Origin of the sequence: Afipia birgiae 34632 (assembly GCF_000308295.2) — a bacterium.
In the GTDB taxonomy this organism is placed as follows: Bacteria; Pseudomonadota; Alphaproteobacteria; order Rhizobiales; family Xanthobacteraceae; genus Afipia; species Afipia birgiae.
Genome location: NZ_HG326652.1, coordinates 336,460 through 357,745 on the forward strand (window position 1 = coordinate 336,460; position 21,286 = coordinate 357,745).

Consider the following 21,286-nt stretch of genomic DNA (forward strand, 5'->3'; position numbering starts at 1 on the left):
ATCAGGGGCCTGCTTCGGCAGGCCCGTGATTTCCTCCTGCAAAGCCGCAGCGGGTCGCTGCGGCTTTTCCTGTTTCTGGGGATGGGAAAGGCGAATCAGAATCAGGCCCGGGTGCCCGGATCATCTTTTGGGAGTATCGCGGGCTGGCACGGTGTCCTTGTCGAACGGACCCTGGCCACTGTGTTGAATTGAGGCCGAAATTTGTTGTCGGAATGCAACACTGCGGCAGAACCGAATTTGGACGGTTTGAAACGCCTAAAAAGGCAGCAATTGCTTGGGTTTTTTGCTTCCCGCACGTGAATTTGACCACCAGTGTTGTGTCACGAAATTGAATACCGCGCAGTCGATTTACGCATGTCATTCGGACCTTCGGCAATCCGACTGGATTTTAAACGATGATGGGGATCGTCATGAAGAAAGTAAGTTTGTCGATCGCAGCAGTTGCTGTTGCGATGGGTCTGGGTTCGGCATCGGCTGCCGATCTCGGGAAGGTCTACACCAAGGCTCCAGCACCGGTTGTTGTGTCGCCTTGGGACGTCGCCTTCGGCGCGTCGATCATGAGCAACTATGTGTTCCGCGGTATCACGCAGTCCAACAAAAACGGTTCGGTCGCTGCCTACTTCGAGCCGCGCTACAACATCAATCCGAACCTGCAGCTCTACGCCGGTGTTGCCGGTGAAAGCATCTCTTTCACCAACCGTGCGGCTGCTGAAATCGATGTGTACGCCGGTATCCGTCCGACCTTCGGCGCCTTCGCGTTCGACTTCGGTGTCTGGGGCTACCTGTATCCGGGCGGACAGTGCACCGACGGCCAGCTTGGCGGCGGCCTTGTTTGCCCGGTCGGTGCGAATGCCGTTCTTCCCAGCTTGAACGCGCTCAAGGGAAATCTCGACTTCTATGAAGTCTACGGCAAGGTGAACTACACCTTTAACGACTACTTTGCGGTGGGCAGCAACGTCTACTACACCCCTAGCTTCCTGAATTCGGGTGCCGAAGGCACCTACGCTTCGATCACGGCCAAGCTGACCGCGCCAGGCACCCTGTTCGGCACCAGTGGCATCGGCGCCTATCTGTCGGGTGAATTCGGCCGCCAGTGGCTCGGCACCACCGACTCGTTCTATTCGCTTGCGATCGCGCTGGGACCTAACGGCATCAACTACGCTGACTACAACACCTGGAACGTCGGCGTTGGCTTCACCTACAAGGTCTTCACGCTCGACCTGCGCTACTCCGGCACCGACCTGTCGAAGGCCAATTGTAACGCGTTCACCGGTGACTTCACCGCCCAGCAGACCGGCTCGTTCAGCCCGATCAACCCAGGTGGCTTTGGCTCCAAGTGGTGCGGCGATCAGTTCATCGCCAAGCTCTCGGCCGACGTGACCCTCGGCGCTCTGAAGTAGTCTTCTTCATCTGAAGATCTAAGGGCGGCAGAGAAATCTGCCGCCCTTTTTCTTTGAGTCCCGCCGCGCCGGCTTTCACCGGCAGCGTTGCTGCTGACAGCGTTCGCCTTCGCACCGCTGGGTGCGGCGGGAATCATGGCCGGCACGGGCTCAAGGGTTGGTCACGCTACCGTCGCGGGCCGCTCGCTGTCGCCAAGCGTGAACTGCTCGCCGGATCGCACCAGCGAAACCTCGCGCTGATGGAACGCTTCGAGGGTACTGCGGTGTCCTATCGAGACGATGGTGGTGTCGGGCAGCTTCTCCGCAATCAGGCGATAGAGCAGGGCCTCGGACGGCTCATCCAGCGACGCGGTGGCTTCATCGAGGAACAGATATTGCGGGGTGTGCAGCAGCGCACGGGCGATGCCGAGCCTCTGCTGTTCGCCGAGCGACAGCGTCCTGTTCCAGTGTCCTTCCTCGTCAAGCCGTGCCGCCAGCGCGGGCAGGCCGACGAGGTTCAGGACGTCGCCGAGCTGAGCAGCGCTGTAGGTCTTGTCCTTCGAGGGATAGGTGATTGCGGACGCAAGCGAACCGACCGGAAAATACGGACGCTGCGGCAGCATCATCAATGACGCGCCTTTCGGAATCGCGATCGTGCCCTTGCCGAAAGGCCAGATCCCGGCGATGGCGCGGAACAGGGTGGATTTTCCCGAACCAGACGGTCCGGTGACCAGTGTGCGTTCGCCGCTGCGCAGCCTGAAGCCGGAGGTCTGCACCAGCGGCTTGCCGTTCGGCAAGGTGAGCAGCAGGTCGTCGAGAGCAATGACCCCCGAATCCGGTGTGGCTACGGGCTGGATCGAGCCGGGGCTCACCGCGAGCGCCTTCGCCGCATCGATTCCGGCCTCGAAGCCGTTGAGGCGGGCGACCACGGCCTGCCATTCGGCGAGGGTGCGATAGGTCGAGATGAAGAACGACAACGCGCCCTGCACGCTGCCGAAGGCAGATGCGGTTTGCATCATGCCGCCGAGTTGCATCTTGTTGGCGAAGTAGGCCGGCGCGACGAGGATGTAGGGAAAGATCACGGAGGCCTGCGAGTAACTCGCGGTGAATGCCGTGATCTTCTTGGTGCGGCTCATGATGCCGAGCCAGTTTTCAACCACGAACCCGAATCGTGTCAGCAGGCGCTGGCGTTCGGCGCTGTCGCCCTCAAGCAAGGCGATCTGTTCGGAATTCTCGCGGACGCGCACCAGGTTGAAGCGGAAATCCGCCTCGTACTTCTGTTGCCTGAAATCCAGCCCGACCAGCGGGTGCCCGATCAGGTGGGTTAGCCAGGTGCCGAGCGCCGCATAGACCAGCGCGCCCCAGACCATGTAACCCGGAATATCGATGTCTTTGCCGAACAGGTGCAGCGGTGCGGCGCTCGACAGGGTCCAGAGGATGACGACGAATGAGGCCAGCGTGACGACGGAATTCAACAGGCCGACCCCGATGTTCAGCGTGCGGTCGACGAACAGCTTGACGTCATCGGTGATGCGCTGGTCGGGGTTATCGGCGGCATCGCCCTGGAGCTGCATCCGGTAGTGATTGGCGTGGCTGAGCCATTCGCCGAGGTAGCGTTCGGTCATCCATTTGCGCCAGCGGATCTGCAGCCACTGGTTCAGATACAATTGATAGACCGCGATGATGATGAAGATCGTGACGATGATGGTGAAGTAGAGAATCTCGGAGACGAAGCTGTCCCAGTTGCGCTCCTGAAGGGCGTTGTAGAAGCGGTTGTTCCAGGAATTCAGCAGGACATTGATGCCGACGGTCGCGAGTTCGATCACGATCACCGCGGTCAGCAAGGCAAGGCCGGCCCATTTGTCTTCGGAGCGGAAGTAAGGCGCTGCAATCCGCCACACCGTTTTAAGTGTTGAGCCGATACCATTCACAGAAAGTTTCTCCTTGAAAGAGTTCTAAGGCTTTGGAAAAACGTCACAAATTGTCTCTTTACGACTAAAGTCGCAAAACGCTTGGGCTGCGACATCTTGTCCATCTTGCGGTGTTCACACTACCATACCGCCGACGGAGAAGGGCTGGGGAGGCCGTTCATCAAGCGGCATTGTGAGCGTATTGGGGCCTGGCCCTACGCTCACGGTTTCCATCACACGCTTGTGCTCTCCGGCATGCAGACCCGTTGACCAACCACGCTCTGGTCGGGCGTTGCCAACAATGACGTGGGGAGGAACCACAATGTGGAATCAAATCTATAATCCGCTGGGGAACACCGCGCTGTCGACGATCGCGGCCGCCATCCCCGTCGTCACGCTTCTGGTGCTGATCGCGAGCGGCAAGGTCAAGGCGCATATCGCTGCCATCATCGCGCTGATCGTCGCCAACATCATCACGATTTTCGTTTTCACGATGCCAGCCGGCATGTCGATCCGCGCGTCGCTGCTCGGTGTCGTCGTCGGATTCTTCCCGATCGGCTGGATCGTGCTCAATGTCATCTTTCTCTACCGCATCACGGTCGAAACCGGACGTTTCGAACTGTTGCAGCGTGCGATCGGCGGCGTCACGACCGACCGGCGCATTCAGTTGCTGCTGATCGCGTTCTCATTCGGCGCTTTCTTCGAAGGTGCATCCGGCTTCGGAACGCCGGTCGCGATCACGGGCGCGGTCCTGATTGGCCTCGGCTTCTCGCCGCTGGCCGCATCCGGTCTGTCGCTGATTGCCAACACCGCGCCGGTCGCTTACGGCGCGCTCGGCACCCCGATCCAGGGCCTCGCGTCTGTCACCGGCTTCGACCCGTATGTTCTGGGTGCGATGGTCGGACGGCAGTTGCCGTTCTTCTCTCTGCTGGTGCCATTCTGGGTGATCTGGGCCTTCGCCGGATGGCGCGGCATGATGCAGGTATGGCCCGCCATTCTGGTCACCGCCGTTTCATTCGCTGTTCCGCAGTTCGTCATTTCGAACTACATCAATCCCTGGATCGTCGATATCGGCGCATCGCTGATCTCGATGGGTGCGCTTATCCTGTTCCTGAAGGTGTGGCAGCCGAAGGAGTTGTGGACGTCGCCGGCGCTGCGCAGCAACGACGATTCAGCCGCGACGATGAAAGCGCCTACGCCGCTCGACACCACGCCGCTGACGCAGTCGCAACTCTGGAGTGCGATGCTGCCGTGGATCATCGTCTGCGTCGTGATGCTGATCTGGGGCACGGGCGCGTTCAAGACCTGGGCGAACTCGATCTTCACCTGGAATTATCCTGTTCCCGACCTGCACAACATGATCAACAAGGTGCCGCCGGTGGCTGCGAAGCCGACGCCGGAAGGGGCCGTATTTTCCTTCACCTATCTGTCGTTCACCGGAACGGGCATGCTGATCGCGGCGATCATCTCCGGCATCCTGATGGGCTTCTCGCCCGCCAAGCTGATTGGAGAATACGGCCGCACCATCAAGATCTGCGCGATTTCGCTGATCACGATTTCGGCGATGCTGGCGATCGGCACACTGACGCGCCTCTCGGGCGTCGATGCGACCCTCGGTCTGGCGTTTGCCGCGACCGGTGTGCTGTATCCGTTCTTCGGCACATTGCTTGGCTGGTTGGGCGTGGCGTTGACCGGTTCGGACACGGCATCGAACGTGCTGTTCGGAAACCTGCAGAGGATCACGTCGGAACAGCTCGGCATCTCGCCGATCCTGATGGCGGCTGCGAACTCCTCCGGCGGCGTCATGGGCAAGATGATCGACGCCCAGTCGATCGTGGTGGCCTCCACCGCGACCAACTGGTACGGCCACGAGGGCACTATCCTTCGCTACGTGTTCTGGCACTCGATCGTGCTGGCATGTCTTGTCGGCGTTCTCGTGATGCTGCAAGCCTACGTTTACCCGTTCACGGCGATGGTATTGAAGTAAATCGTCCCTGCTGTAACGCATCAAAGGATCCCCGCGGCGCAAGCTGCGGGGATTTTGTTTTGCTTTTCCGTCAGCGCCGGGCGCAATTTGATCCGCGCGCGCACTGGAAAATTCAGATGCAAACGTCTAGAACCGCGCGCGGTTGAAATCTGTTGAGGTCACCCATGACGGTTCTGCGACGCGCTATCACTGGCCTTGCTTTCGCAGCCAGCATCACCGGTTATGCGCCGGCCCATGCCGCCAGTGAATTTCCGTTCGGTCTTGAAATGACCCTCGAGGCCCGCCCGCAGCCGGGATCGAAGAAAATTCCGACGCTCGAAATCGGCGACAACGGTGAGGCCACGCTGGACCTGTGGTGCAAGGTCGGCAAGGGACAATTCTCGGTGGCCAACGACACTGTCATTTTCGTTCCCGGCGCGATGGAGGATCGCGGCTGTACACCCGAGCGTGCCCAAGCTGACGACGCGTTGCTGAATGCGCTCGGTACGGCGGCGACCTGGAAGCGGCAGGGCGATTTCATTTCGTTCGTCGGTGCGACGACGTTGCGGTTTCGGCTGAGTACAAACTGAGCGGGTCTCAGCGTTCGCCGAGTATCATGTCCGCGCACGCTCCGCCCGACTGGATCACGCCAGTGTATCCGCCGAATCCGGCATAGGCCGACGCAAGATACAGTCCCGGTATGGGCGTCGCCGGCGATCGTTTCGGTGCGCTGAACAGCGAGCGCGGCGGTGTCGGCGCGAAACCGTAGACAGCGCCCTGTGGTGCGCTGAGATACTGCCGCACGGAGAGCGCGGTGTTGAAGGTTGATGCCGCGATGGATTGCGCCAGGCCGGGATAGTGTCCGTCGAGATATCCGACGAGGGCGTCCTGCCAGCGGGAGCGCTTGGCGCGGTAACTGTCCTGATCGCCTCCGGTCCAGTTCGACAGCAGATCGGGCCCGACGACTGACAGCACGTACGGCGGTGCGGGGACACCTGACTCGATGGCGGCATAATCGACGATCGCCAGTGGCGGCATCCGCTCAAGAGGCTCATCGGCCATCAGCACGGCCGCATCGGCATAATCGCTGAGGCTCGTCATCCAGTCCGGCAGCAACTGCGTCGAGTAACTGCTGACGCCAAGTTCGCGCGGCGGCTTCGACAGGCCGAGCGTGAGCGAGAACAGCGAGATCGATCGTTGCCGATGACCGTAGGCGGCAACGAGCTTTGCAGCGCTGGCTTCGGGCAGCAGCGCGGCCAGTATCTCCGGCGCGGCGTTGCCGATGACGCGTGTGGTCTCGACGGTCTGCGGATCGCTGCCGTCCTTTGCAGTGTGCGTGATATTTGTGATGCGGCCGTTTGAATCGATGCTGATGGTGGTTGCTGTCCGCCGCAGGATCACGTCGCTGCCTGCGGACTTGATAGCCCGCGCCAGCGAGCTGGAGAGCCGTTGCGATCCGCCCTGCACGAAACGTCCGCCACTCAGCAGGTAACTGCCTTGAGCGGCGGCAAAGAACACCCACCAGGTCGTCGCCGGATCGTCATGATAGTAGGACAGGTTCGCTGCCAGCGCAGCCTTGACGGCTTCGTTACCGCCGAACACCCGGTCGAGTTTCTGCGACAGCGACAGATTCCAGTCGCGGATCGCGGGTAGTACATTGCGCAACGCGTCGAAAGTTCGCCGTGGGGACTTGAGCAGAGTGCTTCGTGAGAGTCCGCCCGCTGCGGACGCAATCTGTTCCATTTCGCCAAGCAGGCGCGTGATTCCGTCGCGCGCATCCGGAAACCGCTGGATCAACGCCCGTCGGCTCGCATCGAAATTGTCGGGCAGGGTGAGCGGCGCGCCGACGGGGCCGCCGCGCACTTCATAGAGGGTGCCCGACGGAGCCCACGTCACGGCGTCGAGCACACCGGCGCGCTTCAACGGGTCGTGCTTGGGATCGCGCGGATCGTGCGGGTCGCTGGTTTCATGGAGCGAGCCTTCGACGAACAGGTCGCCGACCTTGTAGCTGGAGGCTGCGCCGCCGACCGAATTGCTGCGCTCGATCACAACGACCTTGCGCCCCGCACGCGCCAGAATCGCGGCGGTGGTGAGACCGCCGAGGCCCGCGCCAATGATGACGGCGTCATAGCCCGCCATGCGCTATCGAATCCTGTGGCGGGCGGGAACGGGAAGGCAGGCTATTTCCATGTTGCCTTGTCGGTGTCCCAGCGCTGACCTTTCAGTTCGGTGGCAACTGCCTTGATCATTCCGTCGTCGTCATTGAATGTGCTCTCTTCCTCGCCGCCGGAATTCTCCGAGAACTGCAGTTGAGGGCCGGCCGTCTCATCCGTGGTCTTGCTCGACGGAATGCCCAGCCAGACGATCAGGCGGTCTGAGCCGCCGGGCTTGTCCGGGCTGATCAGCGCGGTGATTTCCAGCGTTTCGGTGAGGTCCAGCGCCGGCGCCAACTGGCTCGGGCGCTTGAGCGTGAAGGTGAGTTCGCCGGTGGCGTCGTTCCAGGTCGTTGTCGCTGTTTTGGCGCCCATGACGTTCGCCGCGATCGCCGTCAGTGCCGACGCGAACTTGTCCCGGTTCAGTTTTCCGCCCTGACTCCAGTCGCCGGTGGCGAAGCGGATTGCCCGCTCCATGTCATAGGTGCCGGAGGTCCAGCCTGCGGCGACCACGCCGGTCGCCGTCTTCAGGCTTGCAATCAGATCGGATGCACGCGCCGGATCGATGAAAAGACGCAGGATCTGATAGCCCGAGCGCAGCGCATTGCAATCGGTTGCGATGCTGTCGAGAGCTATCTGCACGTTCTGGCCCTTCAGGCTCCTGACGAGGTCAGCGAAATTCTCGCGCTTGACCTGCACCGCCACCGATTGCGGGGACACCTGGGTAAAATCCTTCGGCATTTCGCTGAGGTCGTCATCGACCACCTGCGACTGCTGGAATTCCTTTTCATCGACGTCCGAGTTGTCCGGCGAGGACACCGAGGTGAGCTGGCCGCCCAGCGTGATCTTGCCGTCGAACGAGACCGACTTGGTCCCCTTGCGGATCAGGCTGACCGTCACCGGCGTTTTGTTCTCGGTGCTTTGTCCGCTGCCGGAGAGCTTCTCGCCCTCTACTTTCAGATCGAGGGTGAACCGGTCTTTTCGGTCCGAGTGGGTCGATACGGAATAGCAAACGTCGAGCAGCGCCGAGGTCACCTTACCGCCTTGGCGGGTTTCCTTGATGAAGGCATCGACGGGTAGTTCGCCGAGCAAGTCGCCCAGCGAATTGAAATAGCGAATCTCGTTCGCGACCGGTGCAGCCTTCGCGTCCTTTGCGGCCTGGGCGTGGACCACTGGACTGGAGCCAGCCCCCACCAGTGCGAGGGTGCAGCCAATCATCAATGCGCGCATGTGTTGATCCTGAATCAGGGGCCGTTTGCGAGTGGAGCGCCGGACAATCTCAAAAGCGGGACGGATTGTCGCGGTGATTCTTGGATATGAGACAATAAAAAAGGCCGCCCTCGGGCGGCCTTTGATGTCGTTGAGGCGAAGGACGCGGGCTTAGAAGCCCATGCCGCCCATACCGCCCATGCCACCCATTCCGCCGCCGCCGCCCGGCATCGCCGGTGCTGCTTCCCTCGGCAGCTCGGCGACCATGGCTTCGGTGGTGACCAGCAGACCGGCGACAGAGGCTGCGTCCTGCAGGGCGGTGCGAACCACCTTGGCCGGATCGATGATGCCCTTGGCGACCATGTCGACATACTCTTCGTTCTGCGCGTCGAAGCCGAAGGTCTCGGTCTTGTTGTCGAGGATCTTGCCGACAACGATGGAACCCTCAACGCCGGCGTTCTCGGCGATCTGGCGGATCGGGGCTTCGAGCGCCTTCAGCACGATGTTGATGCCGGCCTGAACGTCAGAATTGTCGTTCTGGATACGGCCGACAGCCTTCTTGGCGCGCAGCAGCGCGGTGCCGCCGCCCGGGACGATGCCTTCCTGAACGGCTGCGCGGGTCGCGTTGAGCGCGTCCTCGACGCGATCCTTCTTTTCCTTCACCTCGATCTCGGTGGCACCGCCGACGCGAATGATCGCGACGCCGCCAGCGAGCTTGGCCAGACGCTCCTGAAGCTTCTCACGGTCGTAATCCGAGGTGGTTTCCTCGACCTGCGCCTTGATCTGGTTCACGCGCGCCTCGATGTCGGCCTTCTTGCCGGCGCCGTTGACGATGGTGGTGTTCTCCTTGTCGATCACAACCTTCTTGGCGCGGCCGAGCATCTTCAGGGTCACGCTTTCGAGCTTCATGCCGAGATCGTCGGAGATCAGCTGACCGCCGGTCAGGATCGCGATGTCTTCCAGCATGGCCTTGCGGCGATCGCCGAAGCCCGGCGCCTTGACGGCGGCGACCTTGAGGCCGCCGCGCAGACGGTTGACGACGAGCGTCGCGAGAGCTTCGCCTTCGATGTCTTCCGCGACGATCAGCAGCGGCTTGCCGGTCTGCACCACGGCTTCGAGCACGGGCAGCATCGCCTGCAGGCCGGACAGCTTCTTCTCGTGCAGCAGCACGTAAGCGTCTTCCAGTTCGGCGGTCATCTTCTCGGGGTTGGTCACGAAGTACGGCGAGAGATAGCCACGGTCGAACTGCATGCCCTCGACGATGTCGACTTCGGTGTCGAGCGATTTGGCTTCTTCAACCGTGATGACGCCCTCGTTGCCGACCTTCTGCATCGCCTTGGCGATCATCGAGCCGATGGTGGAATCGCCGTTGGCCGAAATGGTGCCGACCTGCGCGATTTCGGCGGAGGAGGCGACCGGCTTGGCGCGCTTCTCGATGTCTTTGACCACGGCGGTCACAGCAATGTCGATGCCGCGCTTCAGGTCCATCGGGTTCATGCCGGCGGCAACCGATTTGGCGCCTTCGCGCACGATCGCCTGAGCCAGCACGGTGGCGGTGGTGGTGCCGTCGCCCGCGGTGTCGTTGGTCTTGGAAGCGACTTCGCGCAGCATCTGCGCGCCCATGTTCTCGAACTTGTCCTCGAGTTCGATTTCCTTGGCGACGGTGACGCCGTCCTTGGTGATGCGGGGAGCGCCGAAGCTCTTGTCGATGACAACATTGCGGCCCTTCGGACCGAGCGTCACCTTGACGGCGTTGGCGAGAGTATCGACGCCGCGCAGCATGCGATCGCGCGCGTCTCCGGAGAATTTAACGTCTTTGGCAGCCATGGGGTTTACTCCTGGTGATGTGTGTTTCCGTCATCCTGAGGTGCGAGCCTCGAAGGATGACGGCAGATGGAAAGGGGTGTGCTTAGTTCAGCACGCCCATGATGTCGGACTCTTTCATGATGAGGAGTTCCTCACCGTCGAGCTTCACTTCGGTGCCGGACCACTTGCCGAACAGCACCGTGTCACCGGCCTTCAGGTCGATCGGGATCAGCTTGCCGGCTTCGTCGCGGCCGCCGGGGCCGACGGCGACGACCCGACCCTGCGAGGGCTTTTCTTTGGCACTGTCGGGAATGATGATGCCGCCTTTGGTCTTCTCTTCGGCGTCGATGCGCTTGACGACGACACGATCATGCAGCGGGCGAAAAGTTGTCTTGGCCATCGGATGTCCTTTGGGCGTTGGTTAGGTAAGATTTGACGTGCGGTGGGGCGCGGGCCGTGGATAATGGGCTCAGCTAACCCCTTGAGGGGACGAAGCCTTGCCCTTAGCAATCGCGCTCCAAGAGTGCTAATGACGAGGCCGGAATATGGGTTGCCGCTGATCCTGTCAAGCAAGGCTCTTAAGGCCTTGGTGAGGCCAATATAGGATGATCTGGAAACCATAAAGGGGAACGCTGCGTATTGGGGTCAGCTCACGCAGTGTGACGGTGGGTCTGTCGGTTCGGCAGGCAGCCACGTGTTCTTGCCGGGAGACACCATGACCAAAGTGAGCGAACGAACCAACGCCTCCAAGACCGTCACGCTAGCAGCCGTATCGCTCCTGGCGGGTTTTCTGGGAGCCTGTGGTGGGGGCGGTTTCGGCGGCTTCGGCGGCGGCCAGGCGACCGTGCAGGAACCGGCGATGGCTCCTGAAGTCCCCGCAACTATCAGGGCCGATGAAGTCGTCGGTCGCTGGGGGCTCGCCTCGTTCCACAAACCGGAAGATCGGGCCCGTACCGAAGCTGCGGCGCGTGGCCAGTGCAAAAATCCCTACGTGATTGGTCAGGGCGCCAGCGGCGGCGTCATCATGCATCTGCCGGATGAAGCCACGCCGCAGGAACTGCGCCTGAAGGGCAGCCAGAGCGGCAAGAACTATATCGGCCCGGCTGGTCCGGTCGGCGGAGAGAAGGATCGTGAGATCGTCTCGTTCGACGGACGGGTGTTGATGACGCGGTTTATCGACAAGGATGCCTCCAGCCGCTATGGCACCATGGTGTACGTTCGCTGCGCGCCGCGCGCCTGAGGCGCCGGACCTGAACCCGGCGGACGGATGATTTTGAACGTCGGGGAAATGCAAGCGCAATGGCCGGGCTGCAGGTATTAAGCTCCGGCCCGAGCCGCGCGGTCGTTGTTCTTTCCGTCACACAGGTGCTGGGCTGGGGCGTTCTGTTTTATCCGCCCGCGCTCACCATGACGCATATCGCCGCCGATCATGGCTGGTCGCTGGCGCAGGCACTGGCCGGGTTGTCCATCGCGCTTGGTGTCTCGGGTGTGTGTGCCCCGTTGGCTTGCGGATTGATCGATCGCCACGGCGGGAATCTGGTGATGGCCTTCGGCGCGCTGATCGGCGCGCTGGGCCTGTTGATCCTACCGCTGGCGGATCAATACTGGCTTTATATTCTCGGCTGGATGCTGCTCGGCGTCGCGATGGCGTCGATCCTCTATGATCCGGCATTCACCACCCTGACCCGCATCTTCGGAATAGCGTCGCGGCGGCCGATCACGCTGGTGACGTTTGCCGGCGGTCTCGCCTCCACCGTGGCATGGCCCGTGACCCATTTATTGATTGAACACGGCGGATGGCGCAGCGCCTATTTCGTTTTCGCGGGCGTACTTGTTTTCATCGTCGCGCCTCTCCACGCATTCGCCCTGCCGCGCCACGCGGTGCATGTGCCGGCACCGCCGGTCGCGGGCGCTCCGATACCCGCCCCGGCCAAAATCATTCCGCCGAACGGCCTGCCGTTCATTCTGATGGCCACGGGATTTGCAGCCCACGCCTTCGTGCTGTCCGGCACGTCCACGCATCTGCTTGCAATCCTGCAACGCGGCGGTCTCGATGCCGGGACTGCTGTGCTCATTGGAGCGCTGTTCGGGCCTGCTCAGGTTCTGACGCGGTTTGCCGATTTCATGACCGGCGGGCGATTGCATCCGCTCTGGGTGGCGCGCGTCTCGATGGCGCTGATGGCCTGCGCCTTCATTCTGCTGGCAGCGGCAGGGTTCTCCACCGGGATCGCGGCCCTGTTCGCCCTGATGTATGGCGCGGCCAACGGCGTGGTGACGATTGCTCGCGGTGCTTTGCCGCTGGCGATGTTCGGGGCCGTTGGATATGGGCGTGTGGTGGGGCGAATCTCCCGGCCGGCGCAAATTCTCCAGGCGCTGGCGCCCTTCGCGCTGGCATACGTGATCGACCGCTGGTCCGATCAGGGTGCGCTTGAAGTCTCGATTGCAGGCATCCTGCTGGCGCTGGCGTGTTTCGCGGTGCTTCGGCGACCCACGTAAGGCCGGAAAACCCGGAGCGGTGCTCCGGGTTTGCATCAGTTAGTCGAACAGTGCGTCGATATCGTCCTGCGAGACGTGGCCTTCCTCGTCCACGCCCTTCGGGCCGTTCAGCAGACGGGCATCGCCGACACGGGAATCGACGATGGCGGGCGCGTGCTGCTTGATCGCATCGACGCCGCCCCAGATTTCCATCATGACGTTGATGTGATGCTCGATGAACTTCATCGTCGTCATCACCTTGTTGATGCGCTGGCCGGTGAGGTCCTGGAAGTTGCACGCCTCGAAAATGCTGACGACGCGATCCTGGATGTCTTCACTGAGCTGAGCCTGCTGGTCCGGCGACATCGCCTTGCCAAGCGCGCTCGCGGCCTGATCGATCGCTTCCGCGGCTTCGAGGATCTGCTGGGTAGCTTCTTCGGTTCCGCCGACAACCGCGCCCAGTTCGCCGGTGACTTTCGCCATTTCGTCGCCGCTGAAGCTCTTGCCGTGCAGCACGGCGATCTCCTGCTTGGTGCGATTGATGGCGTCGTGGATCAAATCGAGCTCGACCTTCAGCTTTTCGCACTGCTCGATCTGCGCGCGATAGCTTCCAAGGAGCCGTTGAGCTTCCGTCAGTTCCTGCGCCGACGGGCTTTCGTCCTGCTCGGTGACCGGGCCTTGATGGTGAGACGCCATCTGCGCGCGAATGGCGCGCAACTCGCTCATAATCTGATGATGATGCGGGGTGACGTCACCCTCTGCGCTATCGAGTATCGGCATATCGCCGGACTGAATTCTTTCAATGCGAAATCGCTTACGCTGGACGGCCATTGGTCTCCCCATTCTTGAGGAGCCGTTTGTAACCTGCTCTCATTTAACGCGAAGTTTCGAGCGGGAACGCAGCGGTCACAATGCGCAACGCCGCGCAAACCAACGATTAACCATGCAGCTGCTGAGTTCATCGAAAATAAACGCTACCGCGAAGAACACCCCGCACGTGTTGACGTGGTGAATCCAAAACCCGGTTTCGTTTACCAAACCGACGCGATTTAAAATCTAAATGGAGCGTGTTCAGGCGCGCTGTCCGCGCGTCAACGACGAAACAGTGCAGAGTACGTCGATGACCAGAAGAATGTCCCTCGCGCTCATGGCCGGCGCAGTGTGTTTTGGCGCCAGTTCAATGCAGGCTTTCGCATTCGATGACGACACGCCAGCCGCGCCGCGTGTGATCTACGCGCAGCCGTCAGCTTCGCCGATGCCGATCCGAGTTGCCTATCAGGAGCGGTCCAATATGGGCGGCGGATTGATCGAGTTCCTTTTCAGCGGCGGTCAGTCCGGCGATCCGAACTATCGGGCGCCGCGCTACGAACAGCGATATGAGCAGATGCCGTCGATGGATCCGCGGTATCGTTACGAGACGAGGCAGGGCGACGTCGGGATCGAGCCCGGCCGCCCGGGGATGGATCCGAAGTTCGAAAAACAGGTCGTTGAATACGGCGGCAGGCATGCGCCGGGAACACTGGTGGTCGATACGCCAAACAGGTTTCTCTATCTGGTGCAGAGCGGCGGCAAGGCGCTGCGCTACGGCATAGGCGTTGGCAAACCCGGCTTCGAATGGTCGGGCGTGAAGACGATTTCCGCCAAGAAGGAATGGCCGGCATGGACGCCGCCGCCGGAAATGCTCAGGCGCCGTCCCGATCTGCCGCGTCACATGGAAGGTGGGCCTGAAAATCCGCTGGGCGCCCGCGCGATGTATCTCGGCTCGACCCTGTATCGCATTCACGGCTCCAATGAACCTTGGACCATCGGCACCGCCGTGTCGTCGGGCTGCATCCGGATGCGCAACGAGGACGTGATCGATCTGTACGGCCGGGTGAATGTCGGCACGCGCGTCATCGTTATCTGAGAAAACGGATTTCATAAAAACGGCCGCTGAATCCAGCGGCCGTTTTCGTTTGCCCGATGGCGAAATCAATCAGGCGTAATCACTGTCGCCATCATCGAAGTCGTCGTAATCGCCGTCATCCTGGTCTTGATCCTGGTCCTGATCGGCATCGGCCTGCGCCTGATCGTAGGAGCTCTGGCGCTGGCTATCACCGCTGCCGCTCTTGCCGACGTCATTGACGCCGGCATCGCGCGCGAGATTGCCCGAGGACTGGCTGTTGTCCCATGGCATCTTGCTGCCGCCGGACTCGGCGGTGTTGCCAAGGCTTTGCTGCTGACTGCCGCCGCCCATCATGCCGCGGATGCTGTTCATCAGCATCGAGCCGCCGATCACGCCGGCCGCCGTTGCCGCGGCTGTTCCGAGAAACGAACCGCCGCCACCGGCATTGCCGCCGCCGAACAATCCGCCGCCCGGATTTCCAGCCCTCGGATCATTAAGCCTTGGATCATTCATGCGGGGATCTGCGTTGCGCGGCTCGCCGGCCATGCGCGCATCGGCCTGGCCCCATGCCTGACCACTGTTCCACACCGGGCCGCGCTGCGCGCTGTCGCCAGGGCGAACGCTTGGCACCGAGCCGCGATTCTGGCCGGGGCCGAGAATCGCATCGCGCATTGAATCGAGAAATCCGCCGGGAGGCTGCTGCTGCGCGCTGCCTTCAAGTTCCTGAATGCGAGCATCGGCACGTTTCAATGCTTCGTCCTGCACCAGCACGGTTTGCACGAGCGCATAGACGGCGTTGGGCGCGCGGCGCAAACCTTGTGCAATCGCGGCATCCGCATCCGGCTCGCGTGGCGACGTCTCCAGCCTCGCTAGGCGGTCGAACAGATCGTCAACGAGTTGGCGTTCCTGTGGCGTCATAACATCCTCCTGAAGCATCCGGCGTGCGAATGCGCGTCATGATGTAAGGCCGCATTGTGTCGGGTTAAGTCCCGGCGCGGATTAAATTTAGGAAATCCGGTTATCGCGGTGCGACAAAAAGACTTATCGCGTGATCCTCGAAAAGTGGAAACCGGCTTTCGGGAAGATCATGTCCAGACGCAGAGCCTGCATCGAGCCATCAGGCCCGATCGAGCGTGACGCTGTTCGTCGTCAACAGGCGCGGGAAGTCGTCGCTGCTCAGAAACGCGAACTCCCGTTCGCGCTGATGAGTCACGTTGTCGAGGCTGACCAGCGTCTCGTCGACGAATCCGGGATGGCACATCACAAGTCCGCCGTCCGGCAGGCCATTGAGAAAGCCCTGCATCGCGTCGGAAAATTCGCGGCCGCGCACCATGTCATAGGCGCCGGCGAAGCCGGGATTGAACGCAATACCGCTGCGGGCACTCCTTTGGCGGAACGTCTCGCTCAGCACATCGAGCAGCAGCGCCTTCGGGCTGTCGATCCGCTGCTTCAGCGGGAGGTTGCGGCCGCACTGGCGCACCCACGCGCCGGGGGCGGCGTCCCACACTGCGGAGAGAAACGCATCTCGGATTTGCGGAAACAACTGCACGTGCTGATGGCCGTCGATGTAATCGGGCGCACGCCCGAACATCTTCCTGAAGGCGGCGATCTGTGCCAGCAGTTCGGCCTGGATGATTTCCGGATCGAGCCGCCGCAACAGGCTTGCGCGCAAAAGTCTTCCGAGTGGCAAAAATTGTCCGCCGTCGAGCGGCTTGAAATGCATCGTTAGCGGAGAAAACGGCGCAGTCAGAGTTGCGTGCAATCCGATGGCGCAGTTTGGGTTGGCAGCAACGGCCTGCATCAATGCGTCGATCTCGGTGCGGTCGACGGCGGCGCCGACCACCATCACCGAAGTTGCATTGAGTCTCGATTTGCCGATCAGTTCGCGGATCGCGCGATTGACGCCGGGGCTCATGCCGTAGTCGTCGGCGCACAGCCAGATGCGGCGCGGCGGCGTCTCCACGTTCATTCAGCCGCGGTCTGCGGTGTCTTGTCGGCGGCGATCGACGTGTCGGCGTTCTTCACGCTGTGCTCCGCGACGAAGTAGATCGGCCGCGCCTTGATCTCGGATAGAATCTTGCCGATGTATTCGCCCATCACGCCGATCATGATCAACTGCACGCCTCCAATGGTCATCAGGCCGACCACCAGCGAGGGATAACCGGGAACCGATTTGCCGCTGACGACGGTCTCCCACAGGATCGACAGGCCGAACAGGAAGGCGACGAAAGCAAGCAGCAGCCCGAGCAGGCTCGCCACACGCAGCGGCGCCACCGAGAACGAAGTCAGGCCTTCGATGGACAGACCAAGCAGGCGGCCCGGGCTGAACGTCGTGACGCCATGTGCGCGGGCTTCCGGTTCGTAATCGACACGGATTTGCTTGAAGCCGATCCATGTCGCGAGCCCCTTGAAGAAGCGGTTGCGCTCCGGCAGTTGCCGCAGGGCGGCCGCAGCGCGTGGCGATAGCAGGCGGAAATCCCCGGCATCCTCCGGAATCTTCTGCCGCGCGCCCCAGTTGATCAGCATGTAGAAGGTGCGCACGGCGAGCCGCCGCAGCGCGGATTCGTTGTCGCGGTGCGCCTTCGCGGTATAGACGACATCGTAGCCGTCCACGATCCAGTGCTTGACCAGCTGCTCCACCAGTTCGGGCGCATGCTGACCGTCGCCATCCATGAACAGCACGGCGCCGCGGCGGGCATGATCGAGCCCGGCCATCAACGCCGCTTCCTTGCCGAAATTGCGCGACAGCGACACCACCTGCACGTCGAGCGCCGCCGGCGGCAGACCGCGTGCAATGCTCAGCGTCGCATCGCTTGAGCCGTCATCGACATAGACCACTTCGCAGGCGAGGCCGTAGGTTTGTCTAAGCGTGCCGGCAAGCGCGCACAGGCGTTCGTGCAGCAGCGCGAGCCCCGCCGCCTCGTTGTAAACGGGCACGACGATCGACAGGCCCTCACCCGAAAGGCCATGACTCGAAAGGCCTTGCGCTGCCGGAGCGCGGCTGCTGCCTGATAGGTTCGAAATATCGGCACTCGGCGTCATCGATCGGTTTCCAGCGCGTTGCGTCCGGGCATGATGCGATCCGAAAATCGCTTCTCATGTTTCGGTATCATGCTCACAGCCATCATATGGTAATCGCCGCGCGCTGTCGCCACGGGTGCGATGGCCTGCGGCGTCTGGTTGCACCGCCGCGAACCACCGGCGCAAATCCTATTGCCCAAGGAAAGTCTGGAGTTTGACGAAAAGCGGATTGTCGCGATCGAACACGTAATCCAGTGATGCGACCGATACCGTCTCCGCGCCGTGATCACGCAGGAAACTCCCCAGCGCGTAAAGCTGCGCCGGCGGACAGTGCAGCGTTACCATGCCCGATGAGGTCGGCCCGCCGAACGGCGACACCACGCCGAACCGGTTGTGGGCTTCGGCCAGCAGCGCGGCATTGCAGGCCGCGAAGCGGGTGCGGACTTCCTTGTATTTGCGGGCGCGGGCGCTGGCCGCGATGTGATCGAGGATGATCCGCGCCGTCTCCCGTGCGCTGTCCGACCAGTCGGCGTCGCGTGAGGCCACCAGATTGGCGTGGCTGCGCAGCATCACGCCGTCGTCGAGCACCTTCAGTCCGTTGGCTGCCAGCGTGGCCCCGGTGGTGGTGATGTCGACGATCAGCTCGGCTGTTCCCGCCGCAGGCGCGCCTTCGGTGGCTCCGGCGCTTTCCACGATGCGGTAGTCGACGACGCCGTGGCTGCCGAAGAAATTGCGCGTCAGGTTGATGTATTTGGTCGCCACCCGCATGCGATGGTTGTGCCGGGCGCGGAACGAGGTCGCGACATCGTCGAGGTCCGCCATGGTGCGCACGTCAATCCACGCCTGTGGCACGGCGACAACGACGTTGGCGCTGCCAAAGCCGAGGCTTTCGATCAGCATGACGCGCTTGTCGGCGTCGTGAATGTTCTCGCGGATCAGATCCTCGCCGGTGATGCCGAGATGCACCGCGCCGCGCGCAAGCTGGGCAGCGATTTCGCTGGCCGAGAGATAGGCGATCTCGACATTGTCGAGGCAGGGCATGGTGCCGCGATACTCGCGCGCACCGCGGGGCTTGGCGAGCGTCAGGTTGGCCTGCGCGAAGAAGGCCTCAGCGTTTTCCTGCAGCCGTCCCTTGGACGGAACGGCGACGACGAACGGCGTGCTCATGCAGCGCTCCCTTGCGAAAGCGCTTCGATCCAGATCGAGAAACCGACTGCGGGAATGGGTGTGCGCGCACCGAGCCGCGTCAGCAATCCGTCATAGCGTCCGCCGCCAACCAGCGGTTCCGTGCTGTTGCCCTTGGCGTGCAGTTCGAATTCGAAACCGGTGTAGTAATCGAGGCCGCGTCCGAACGCGGTGGAAAAGCGGATTGTCTTGGTGTCGATGCCGCGTGCAGCCATGAAACCGGTACGGCTTTCGAACTGATCGATGGCGGCATTGAGATCGAGCTTGGCGTCCGAGGCGAGCGTGCGCAGTTGACCTGCCGCATCGTCCGGTTCGCCGGCGATGGCGAGAAAGCGTTCGATCAATTGCAGCGCGTCGCGCGGCAATGCGCCGCCCTTGAGTGTTGATTGCTCGAGGAAACGGTCGGCGATTTCGGACACCGTGCGCCCGCCGACATTGCTGGTGCCTGCGATTGACATCAGATCGGTGACGAGCGCCAGCGCCGCCTTGCGGTCCGAGCCTGCGAGCGCGGCCAGCACGCCTTCATATTCATTGCGGGTCTTGCCTGTCTCCAGCGTCAGGCGCTGAAGATCCTGCGCCAGCGAAATCTTTCGGTTGAAATCCTTGATCAGCCGCCGCTTCCACACCGGATAGAGATCGAGCGCATCGATCAGCGCCGCGAACAGCGCGACGTCGCCGGTGCGGATATCGACACTAGCGACGCCGAACGCGGCTGCGGCCTCAACGCCGAGCGCCAGCATTTCGGCATCGGCCGCCGCGCGATCCTGCCGGCCGAAGGATTCCACGCCGGCCTGGTTGAATTCGCTGGCGGCACCGCCGCGATAGCGAAACACCGGCCCGAGATAGTAGAAACCGGCGGGCGCGCCGGCGCGCTGTGACGCGAGGTATTCGCGTGCCACAGGAATGGTGAGATCCGGCCTCAGGCACAGTTCCTCGCCGGTTGCGTCGGTGGTCAGGTAGAGGCTCTTGCGGATGTCCTCGCCGGACAGATCGAGAAACGGTTCCGCCGGCTGAAGGATCGGCGGCCGCGCATGGGTGTAGCCAGCCCGCGCAAATGTCTGCAGCAAGGCCTCCGCCTGTGTGGCGGACCCGGTCGCGGTTGCGGCACTGGTCTGGCTCATTCTTCGGTGTCCAACGGGATGTAAAAGGCTTGAATCGGCAGTCCCTTAACACGGGAATGACGTGGTTTCGACGACGATCCGGAAAAGGGCTTAATGAGAGCTCGCCCGGAATGCAACTTCAGCGTGCATGAGGGTGTCCCCAATCGCCGAGCGCGGTCTGTACCACAGCGAGAGCCGCAACTGCAGCCGTATCCGCGCGCAGGATACGCGGACCGAGCGCCAGCCGCACGACATGCGGCTGTTTCAGCAGCAGAGCGCGTTCCTCCTCGGCAAATCCTCCCTCCGGCCCGATCAATACGTCCGTGCCCTTGGTGCCGTCCGCGCCGGCAAACGCGGCCATCGGATCGGAGATCGGGGCGTTCTCGTCGCAGAACACCAGCAGGCGCTGGCCATCGCGCTGGGCGAGATAGCGCTCAAGTGGTTCGGGGTCGTGAACTTCGGCGAGGCTGAGGATGCCACATTGTTCCGCGGCTTCAATGACATTGGCGCGCATGCGCTCGACATTGACGCGGCTCGCCTGGGTATGTCGCGTGGTCACCGGGCGCAGCGCCGCCACCCCCATTTCAACGGCCTTTTGCGCCATGTAGTCGAGCCGTGCGTGTTTGAGCGGTGCAAACACGTAATGCAGATCGTGCAAGCTATCCTGCGGCCGTGTCTGACTGACGATTTCCGCGCGGTCCGGCCGCTTGCGGCCCGCGAGATTGGCCAGCCATTCGCCGTCGCGTCCGTTGAACACCAGTACGGTGTCGCCGGCGGCGAGGCGCAGCACATTGCCGAGATAGTTGGACTGATCGCGGTCGAGTGCGATGCCTGTCCCGGCTGTGAGTGGGGTATCGACGAAAAGCCGGGGGCTGCGAAAATCAAGTTTGGGCATCGGTACCAATCCGTTCATTTTCCGATTTCTAGCCCAATGATTGCAAATTGGCAGCCAATTAGGTGGCGAACTGCCGCGCTGTTGCCGGATTCATCGGGTTGTTAAGCAGCGGCGAGAATCGTAAAAGTCACCCAGTGTGGTGGTTCGCAAGTCCGCATCACTTTTGCGGCGCATTCTTTTGCGGACTTGCGAACCAGAACCACACTGGGATTTATGAATGCTAGTGTCCTTTAGAATCCGAAGTTCGCTATGGAAGGCGCTGCAAAATATGGCGAACTTCGGATTCAGAACACTAGGACACT

Annotated in this window: 18 protein-coding genes; 6 read left to right on the forward strand and 12 right to left on the reverse strand. The window is 62.0% G+C overall.

The window, feature by feature from the left end; all coding sequences use genetic code 11:
• The first annotated feature begins 410 nt into the window (after window positions 1-410).
• Window positions 411-1,400, forward strand: coding sequence for a TorF family putative porin (locus BN32_RS01520; RefSeq protein ID WP_040425840.1), 990 nt, complete (start codon window positions 411-413; stop codon window positions 1,398-1,400).
• A gap of 161 nt (window positions 1,401-1,561) precedes the next feature.
• On the opposite strand, the gene BN32_RS01525 is transcribed toward BN32_RS01520, so the two are convergent.
• Window positions 1,562-3,310 carry an ABC transporter ATP-binding protein/permease gene (locus tag BN32_RS01525; RefSeq protein ID WP_040425332.1) on the reverse strand — a complete coding sequence of 583 codons (1,749 nt, stop codon included), beginning with the start codon at window positions 3,308-3,310 and terminating at the stop codon, window positions 1,562-1,564.
• A gap of 301 nt (window positions 3,311-3,611) precedes the next feature.
• Here BN32_RS01525 and BN32_RS01530 point away from each other — a divergent pair, with 301 nt between their 5' ends.
• Together BN32_RS01530 and BN32_RS01535 are read left to right on the forward strand one after the other, a co-directional pair.
• Window positions 3,612-5,276 (forward strand): L-lactate permease, encoded by a 1,665-nt coding sequence (locus BN32_RS01530; protein WP_019195483.1) that lies wholly within the window; start codon window positions 3,612-3,614, stop codon window positions 5,274-5,276.
• A 164-nt stretch (window positions 5,277-5,440) separates the two neighbouring features.
• Window positions 5,441-5,845 carry an META domain-containing protein gene (locus BN32_RS01535; RefSeq protein WP_019195484.1) on the forward strand — a complete coding sequence of 135 codons (405 nt, stop codon included), beginning with the start codon at window positions 5,441-5,443 and terminating at the stop codon, window positions 5,843-5,845.
• Between the two features lie 7 nt (window positions 5,846-5,852).
• On the opposite strand, the gene BN32_RS01540 is transcribed toward BN32_RS01535, so the two are convergent.
• From BN32_RS01540 to groES, 4 genes are all read right to left on the reverse strand, one after another.
• Complete coding sequence (locus tag BN32_RS01540; RefSeq protein ID WP_019195485.1) at window positions 5,853-7,394, reverse strand: phytoene desaturase family protein; 1,542 nt, start codon at window positions 7,392-7,394, stop codon at window positions 5,853-5,855.
• Window positions 7,395-7,435: 41 nt separating this feature from the next.
• Complete coding sequence (locus BN32_RS01545) at window positions 7,436-8,638, reverse strand: hypothetical protein (protein WP_019195486.1); 1,203 nt, start codon at window positions 8,636-8,638, stop codon at window positions 7,436-7,438.
• A 150-nt stretch (window positions 8,639-8,788) separates the two neighbouring features.
• Window positions 8,789-10,444: a chaperonin GroEL gene (groL, locus tag BN32_RS01550; RefSeq protein ID WP_019195487.1), complete on the reverse strand. Its 1,656-nt coding sequence runs from the start codon at window positions 10,442-10,444 to the stop codon at window positions 8,789-8,791.
• A gap of 82 nt (window positions 10,445-10,526) precedes the next feature.
• On the reverse strand, window positions 10,527-10,823 hold the full coding sequence (gene groES / locus BN32_RS01555; protein WP_019195488.1) for a co-chaperone GroES: 297 nt from the start codon (window positions 10,821-10,823) through the stop codon (window positions 10,527-10,529).
• Window positions 10,824-11,138: 315 nt separating this feature from the next.
• Between groES and BN32_RS01560 the strand changes: the two genes are divergently transcribed.
• Window positions 11,139-11,663: a hypothetical protein gene (locus tag BN32_RS01560; protein WP_019195489.1), complete on the forward strand. Its 525-nt coding sequence runs from the start codon at window positions 11,139-11,141 to the stop codon at window positions 11,661-11,663.
• Window positions 11,664-11,722: 59 nt separating this feature from the next.
• A complete protein-coding gene (locus tag BN32_RS01565) occupies window positions 11,723-12,919 on the forward strand; it encodes an MFS transporter (protein WP_019195490.1) in 1,197 nt (398 codons plus the stop codon).
• A gap of 39 nt (window positions 12,920-12,958) precedes the next feature.
• Here the strand turns inward: BN32_RS01565 and BN32_RS01570 are convergent, their stop codons facing one another.
• Window positions 12,959-13,729, reverse strand: coding sequence for a protein phosphatase CheZ (locus BN32_RS01570; protein WP_019195491.1), 771 nt, complete (start codon window positions 13,727-13,729; stop codon window positions 12,959-12,961).
• Between the two features lie 289 nt (window positions 13,730-14,018).
• Between BN32_RS01570 and BN32_RS01575 the strand changes: the two genes are divergently transcribed.
• A complete protein-coding gene (locus BN32_RS01575) occupies window positions 14,019-14,804 on the forward strand; it encodes a L,D-transpeptidase (RefSeq protein ID WP_040425841.1) in 786 nt (261 codons plus the stop codon).
• 69 nt (window positions 14,805-14,873) lie between these two features.
• Here the strand turns inward: BN32_RS01575 and BN32_RS01580 are convergent, their stop codons facing one another.
• From BN32_RS01580 to BN32_RS01610, 6 genes are all read right to left on the reverse strand, one after another.
• Entirely contained in the window at window positions 14,874-15,701 is an 828-nt protein-coding gene (locus BN32_RS01580) for a DUF2076 domain-containing protein (RefSeq protein ID WP_040425842.1), read from the reverse strand.
• 199 nt (window positions 15,702-15,900) lie between these two features.
• Window positions 15,901-16,752, reverse strand: coding sequence for a ChbG/HpnK family deacetylase (locus BN32_RS01585; RefSeq protein ID WP_019195494.1), 852 nt, complete (start codon window positions 16,750-16,752; stop codon window positions 15,901-15,903).
• On the reverse strand, window positions 16,749-17,825 hold the full coding sequence (locus BN32_RS01590; RefSeq protein ID WP_019195495.1) for a glycosyltransferase family 2 protein: 1,077 nt from the start codon (window positions 17,823-17,825) through the stop codon (window positions 16,749-16,751). Before BN32_RS01590 ends, BN32_RS01585 begins: the two co-directional genes overlap by 4 nt.
• 168 nt (window positions 17,826-17,993) lie before the next feature.
• Entirely contained in the window at window positions 17,994-18,971 is a 978-nt protein-coding gene (gene hisG, locus BN32_RS01600) for an ATP phosphoribosyltransferase (RefSeq protein ID WP_019195497.1), read from the reverse strand.
• Window positions 18,968-20,110, reverse strand: coding sequence for an ATP phosphoribosyltransferase regulatory subunit (locus tag BN32_RS01605; RefSeq protein ID WP_019195498.1), 1,143 nt, complete (start codon window positions 20,108-20,110; stop codon window positions 18,968-18,970). The genes hisG and BN32_RS01605 overlap by 4 nt, the downstream gene beginning before the upstream one ends.
• A gap of 118 nt (window positions 20,111-20,228) precedes the next feature.
• Window positions 20,229-20,984 (reverse strand): 16S rRNA (uracil(1498)-N(3))-methyltransferase, encoded by a 756-nt coding sequence (locus BN32_RS01610; RefSeq protein ID WP_040425843.1) that lies wholly within the window; start codon window positions 20,982-20,984, stop codon window positions 20,229-20,231.
• Between the last annotated feature and the right edge of the window lie 302 nt (window positions 20,985-21,286).

What these genes read in the sequence shown, in the direction of transcription:
- BN32_RS01535 (WP_019195484.1), top strand. Translation starts at nt 5,441, where the DNA reads ATGACGGTTCTGCGACGCGCTATCACTGGCCTTGCTTTCGCAGCCAGC.
- BN32_RS01590 (WP_019195495.1), bottom strand. Translation starts at nt 17,825, where the DNA reads ATGACGCCGAGTGCCGATATTTCGAACCTATCAGGCAGCAGCCGCGCT.
- BN32_RS01585 (WP_019195494.1), bottom strand. Translation starts at nt 16,752, where the DNA reads ATGAACGTGGAGACGCCGCCGCGCCGCATCTGGCTGTGCGCCGACGAC.
- BN32_RS01520 (WP_040425840.1), top strand. Translation starts at nt 411, where the DNA reads ATGAAGAAAGTAAGTTTGTCGATCGCAGCAGTTGCTGTTGCGATGGGT.
- BN32_RS01570 (WP_019195491.1), bottom strand. Translation starts at nt 13,729, where the DNA reads ATGGCCGTCCAGCGTAAGCGATTTCGCATTGAAAGAATTCAGTCCGGC.
- BN32_RS01545 (WP_019195486.1), bottom strand. Translation starts at nt 8,638, where the DNA reads ATGCGCGCATTGATGATTGGCTGCACCCTCGCACTGGTGGGGGCTGGC.
- BN32_RS01540 (WP_019195485.1), bottom strand. Translation starts at nt 7,394, where the DNA reads ATGGCGGGCTATGACGCCGTCATCATTGGCGCGGGCCTCGGCGGTCTC.
- BN32_RS01605 (WP_019195498.1), bottom strand. Translation starts at nt 20,110, where the DNA reads ATGAGCCAGACCAGTGCCGCAACCGCGACCGGGTCCGCCACACAGGCG.
- groL (WP_019195487.1), bottom strand. Translation starts at nt 10,444, where the DNA reads ATGGCTGCCAAAGACGTTAAATTCTCCGGAGACGCGCGCGATCGCATG.
- BN32_RS01575 (WP_040425841.1), top strand. Translation starts at nt 14,019, where the DNA reads ATGACCAGAAGAATGTCCCTCGCGCTCATGGCCGGCGCAGTGTGTTTT.
- BN32_RS01560 (WP_019195489.1), top strand. Translation starts at nt 11,139, where the DNA reads ATGACCAAAGTGAGCGAACGAACCAACGCCTCCAAGACCGTCACGCTA.
- BN32_RS01610 (WP_040425843.1), bottom strand. Translation starts at nt 20,984, where the DNA reads ATGCCCAAACTTGATTTTCGCAGCCCCCGGCTTTTCGTCGATACCCCA.
- hisG (WP_019195497.1), bottom strand. Translation starts at nt 18,971, where the DNA reads ATGAGCACGCCGTTCGTCGTCGCCGTTCCGTCCAAGGGACGGCTGCAG.
- BN32_RS01530 (WP_019195483.1), top strand. Translation starts at nt 3,612, where the DNA reads ATGTGGAATCAAATCTATAATCCGCTGGGGAACACCGCGCTGTCGACG.
- BN32_RS01580 (WP_040425842.1), bottom strand. Translation starts at nt 15,701, where the DNA reads ATGACGCCACAGGAACGCCAACTCGTTGACGATCTGTTCGACCGCCTA.
- BN32_RS01565 (WP_019195490.1), top strand. Translation starts at nt 11,723, where the DNA reads ATGGCCGGGCTGCAGGTATTAAGCTCCGGCCCGAGCCGCGCGGTCGTT.
- groES (WP_019195488.1), bottom strand. Translation starts at nt 10,823, where the DNA reads ATGGCCAAGACAACTTTTCGCCCGCTGCATGATCGTGTCGTCGTCAAG.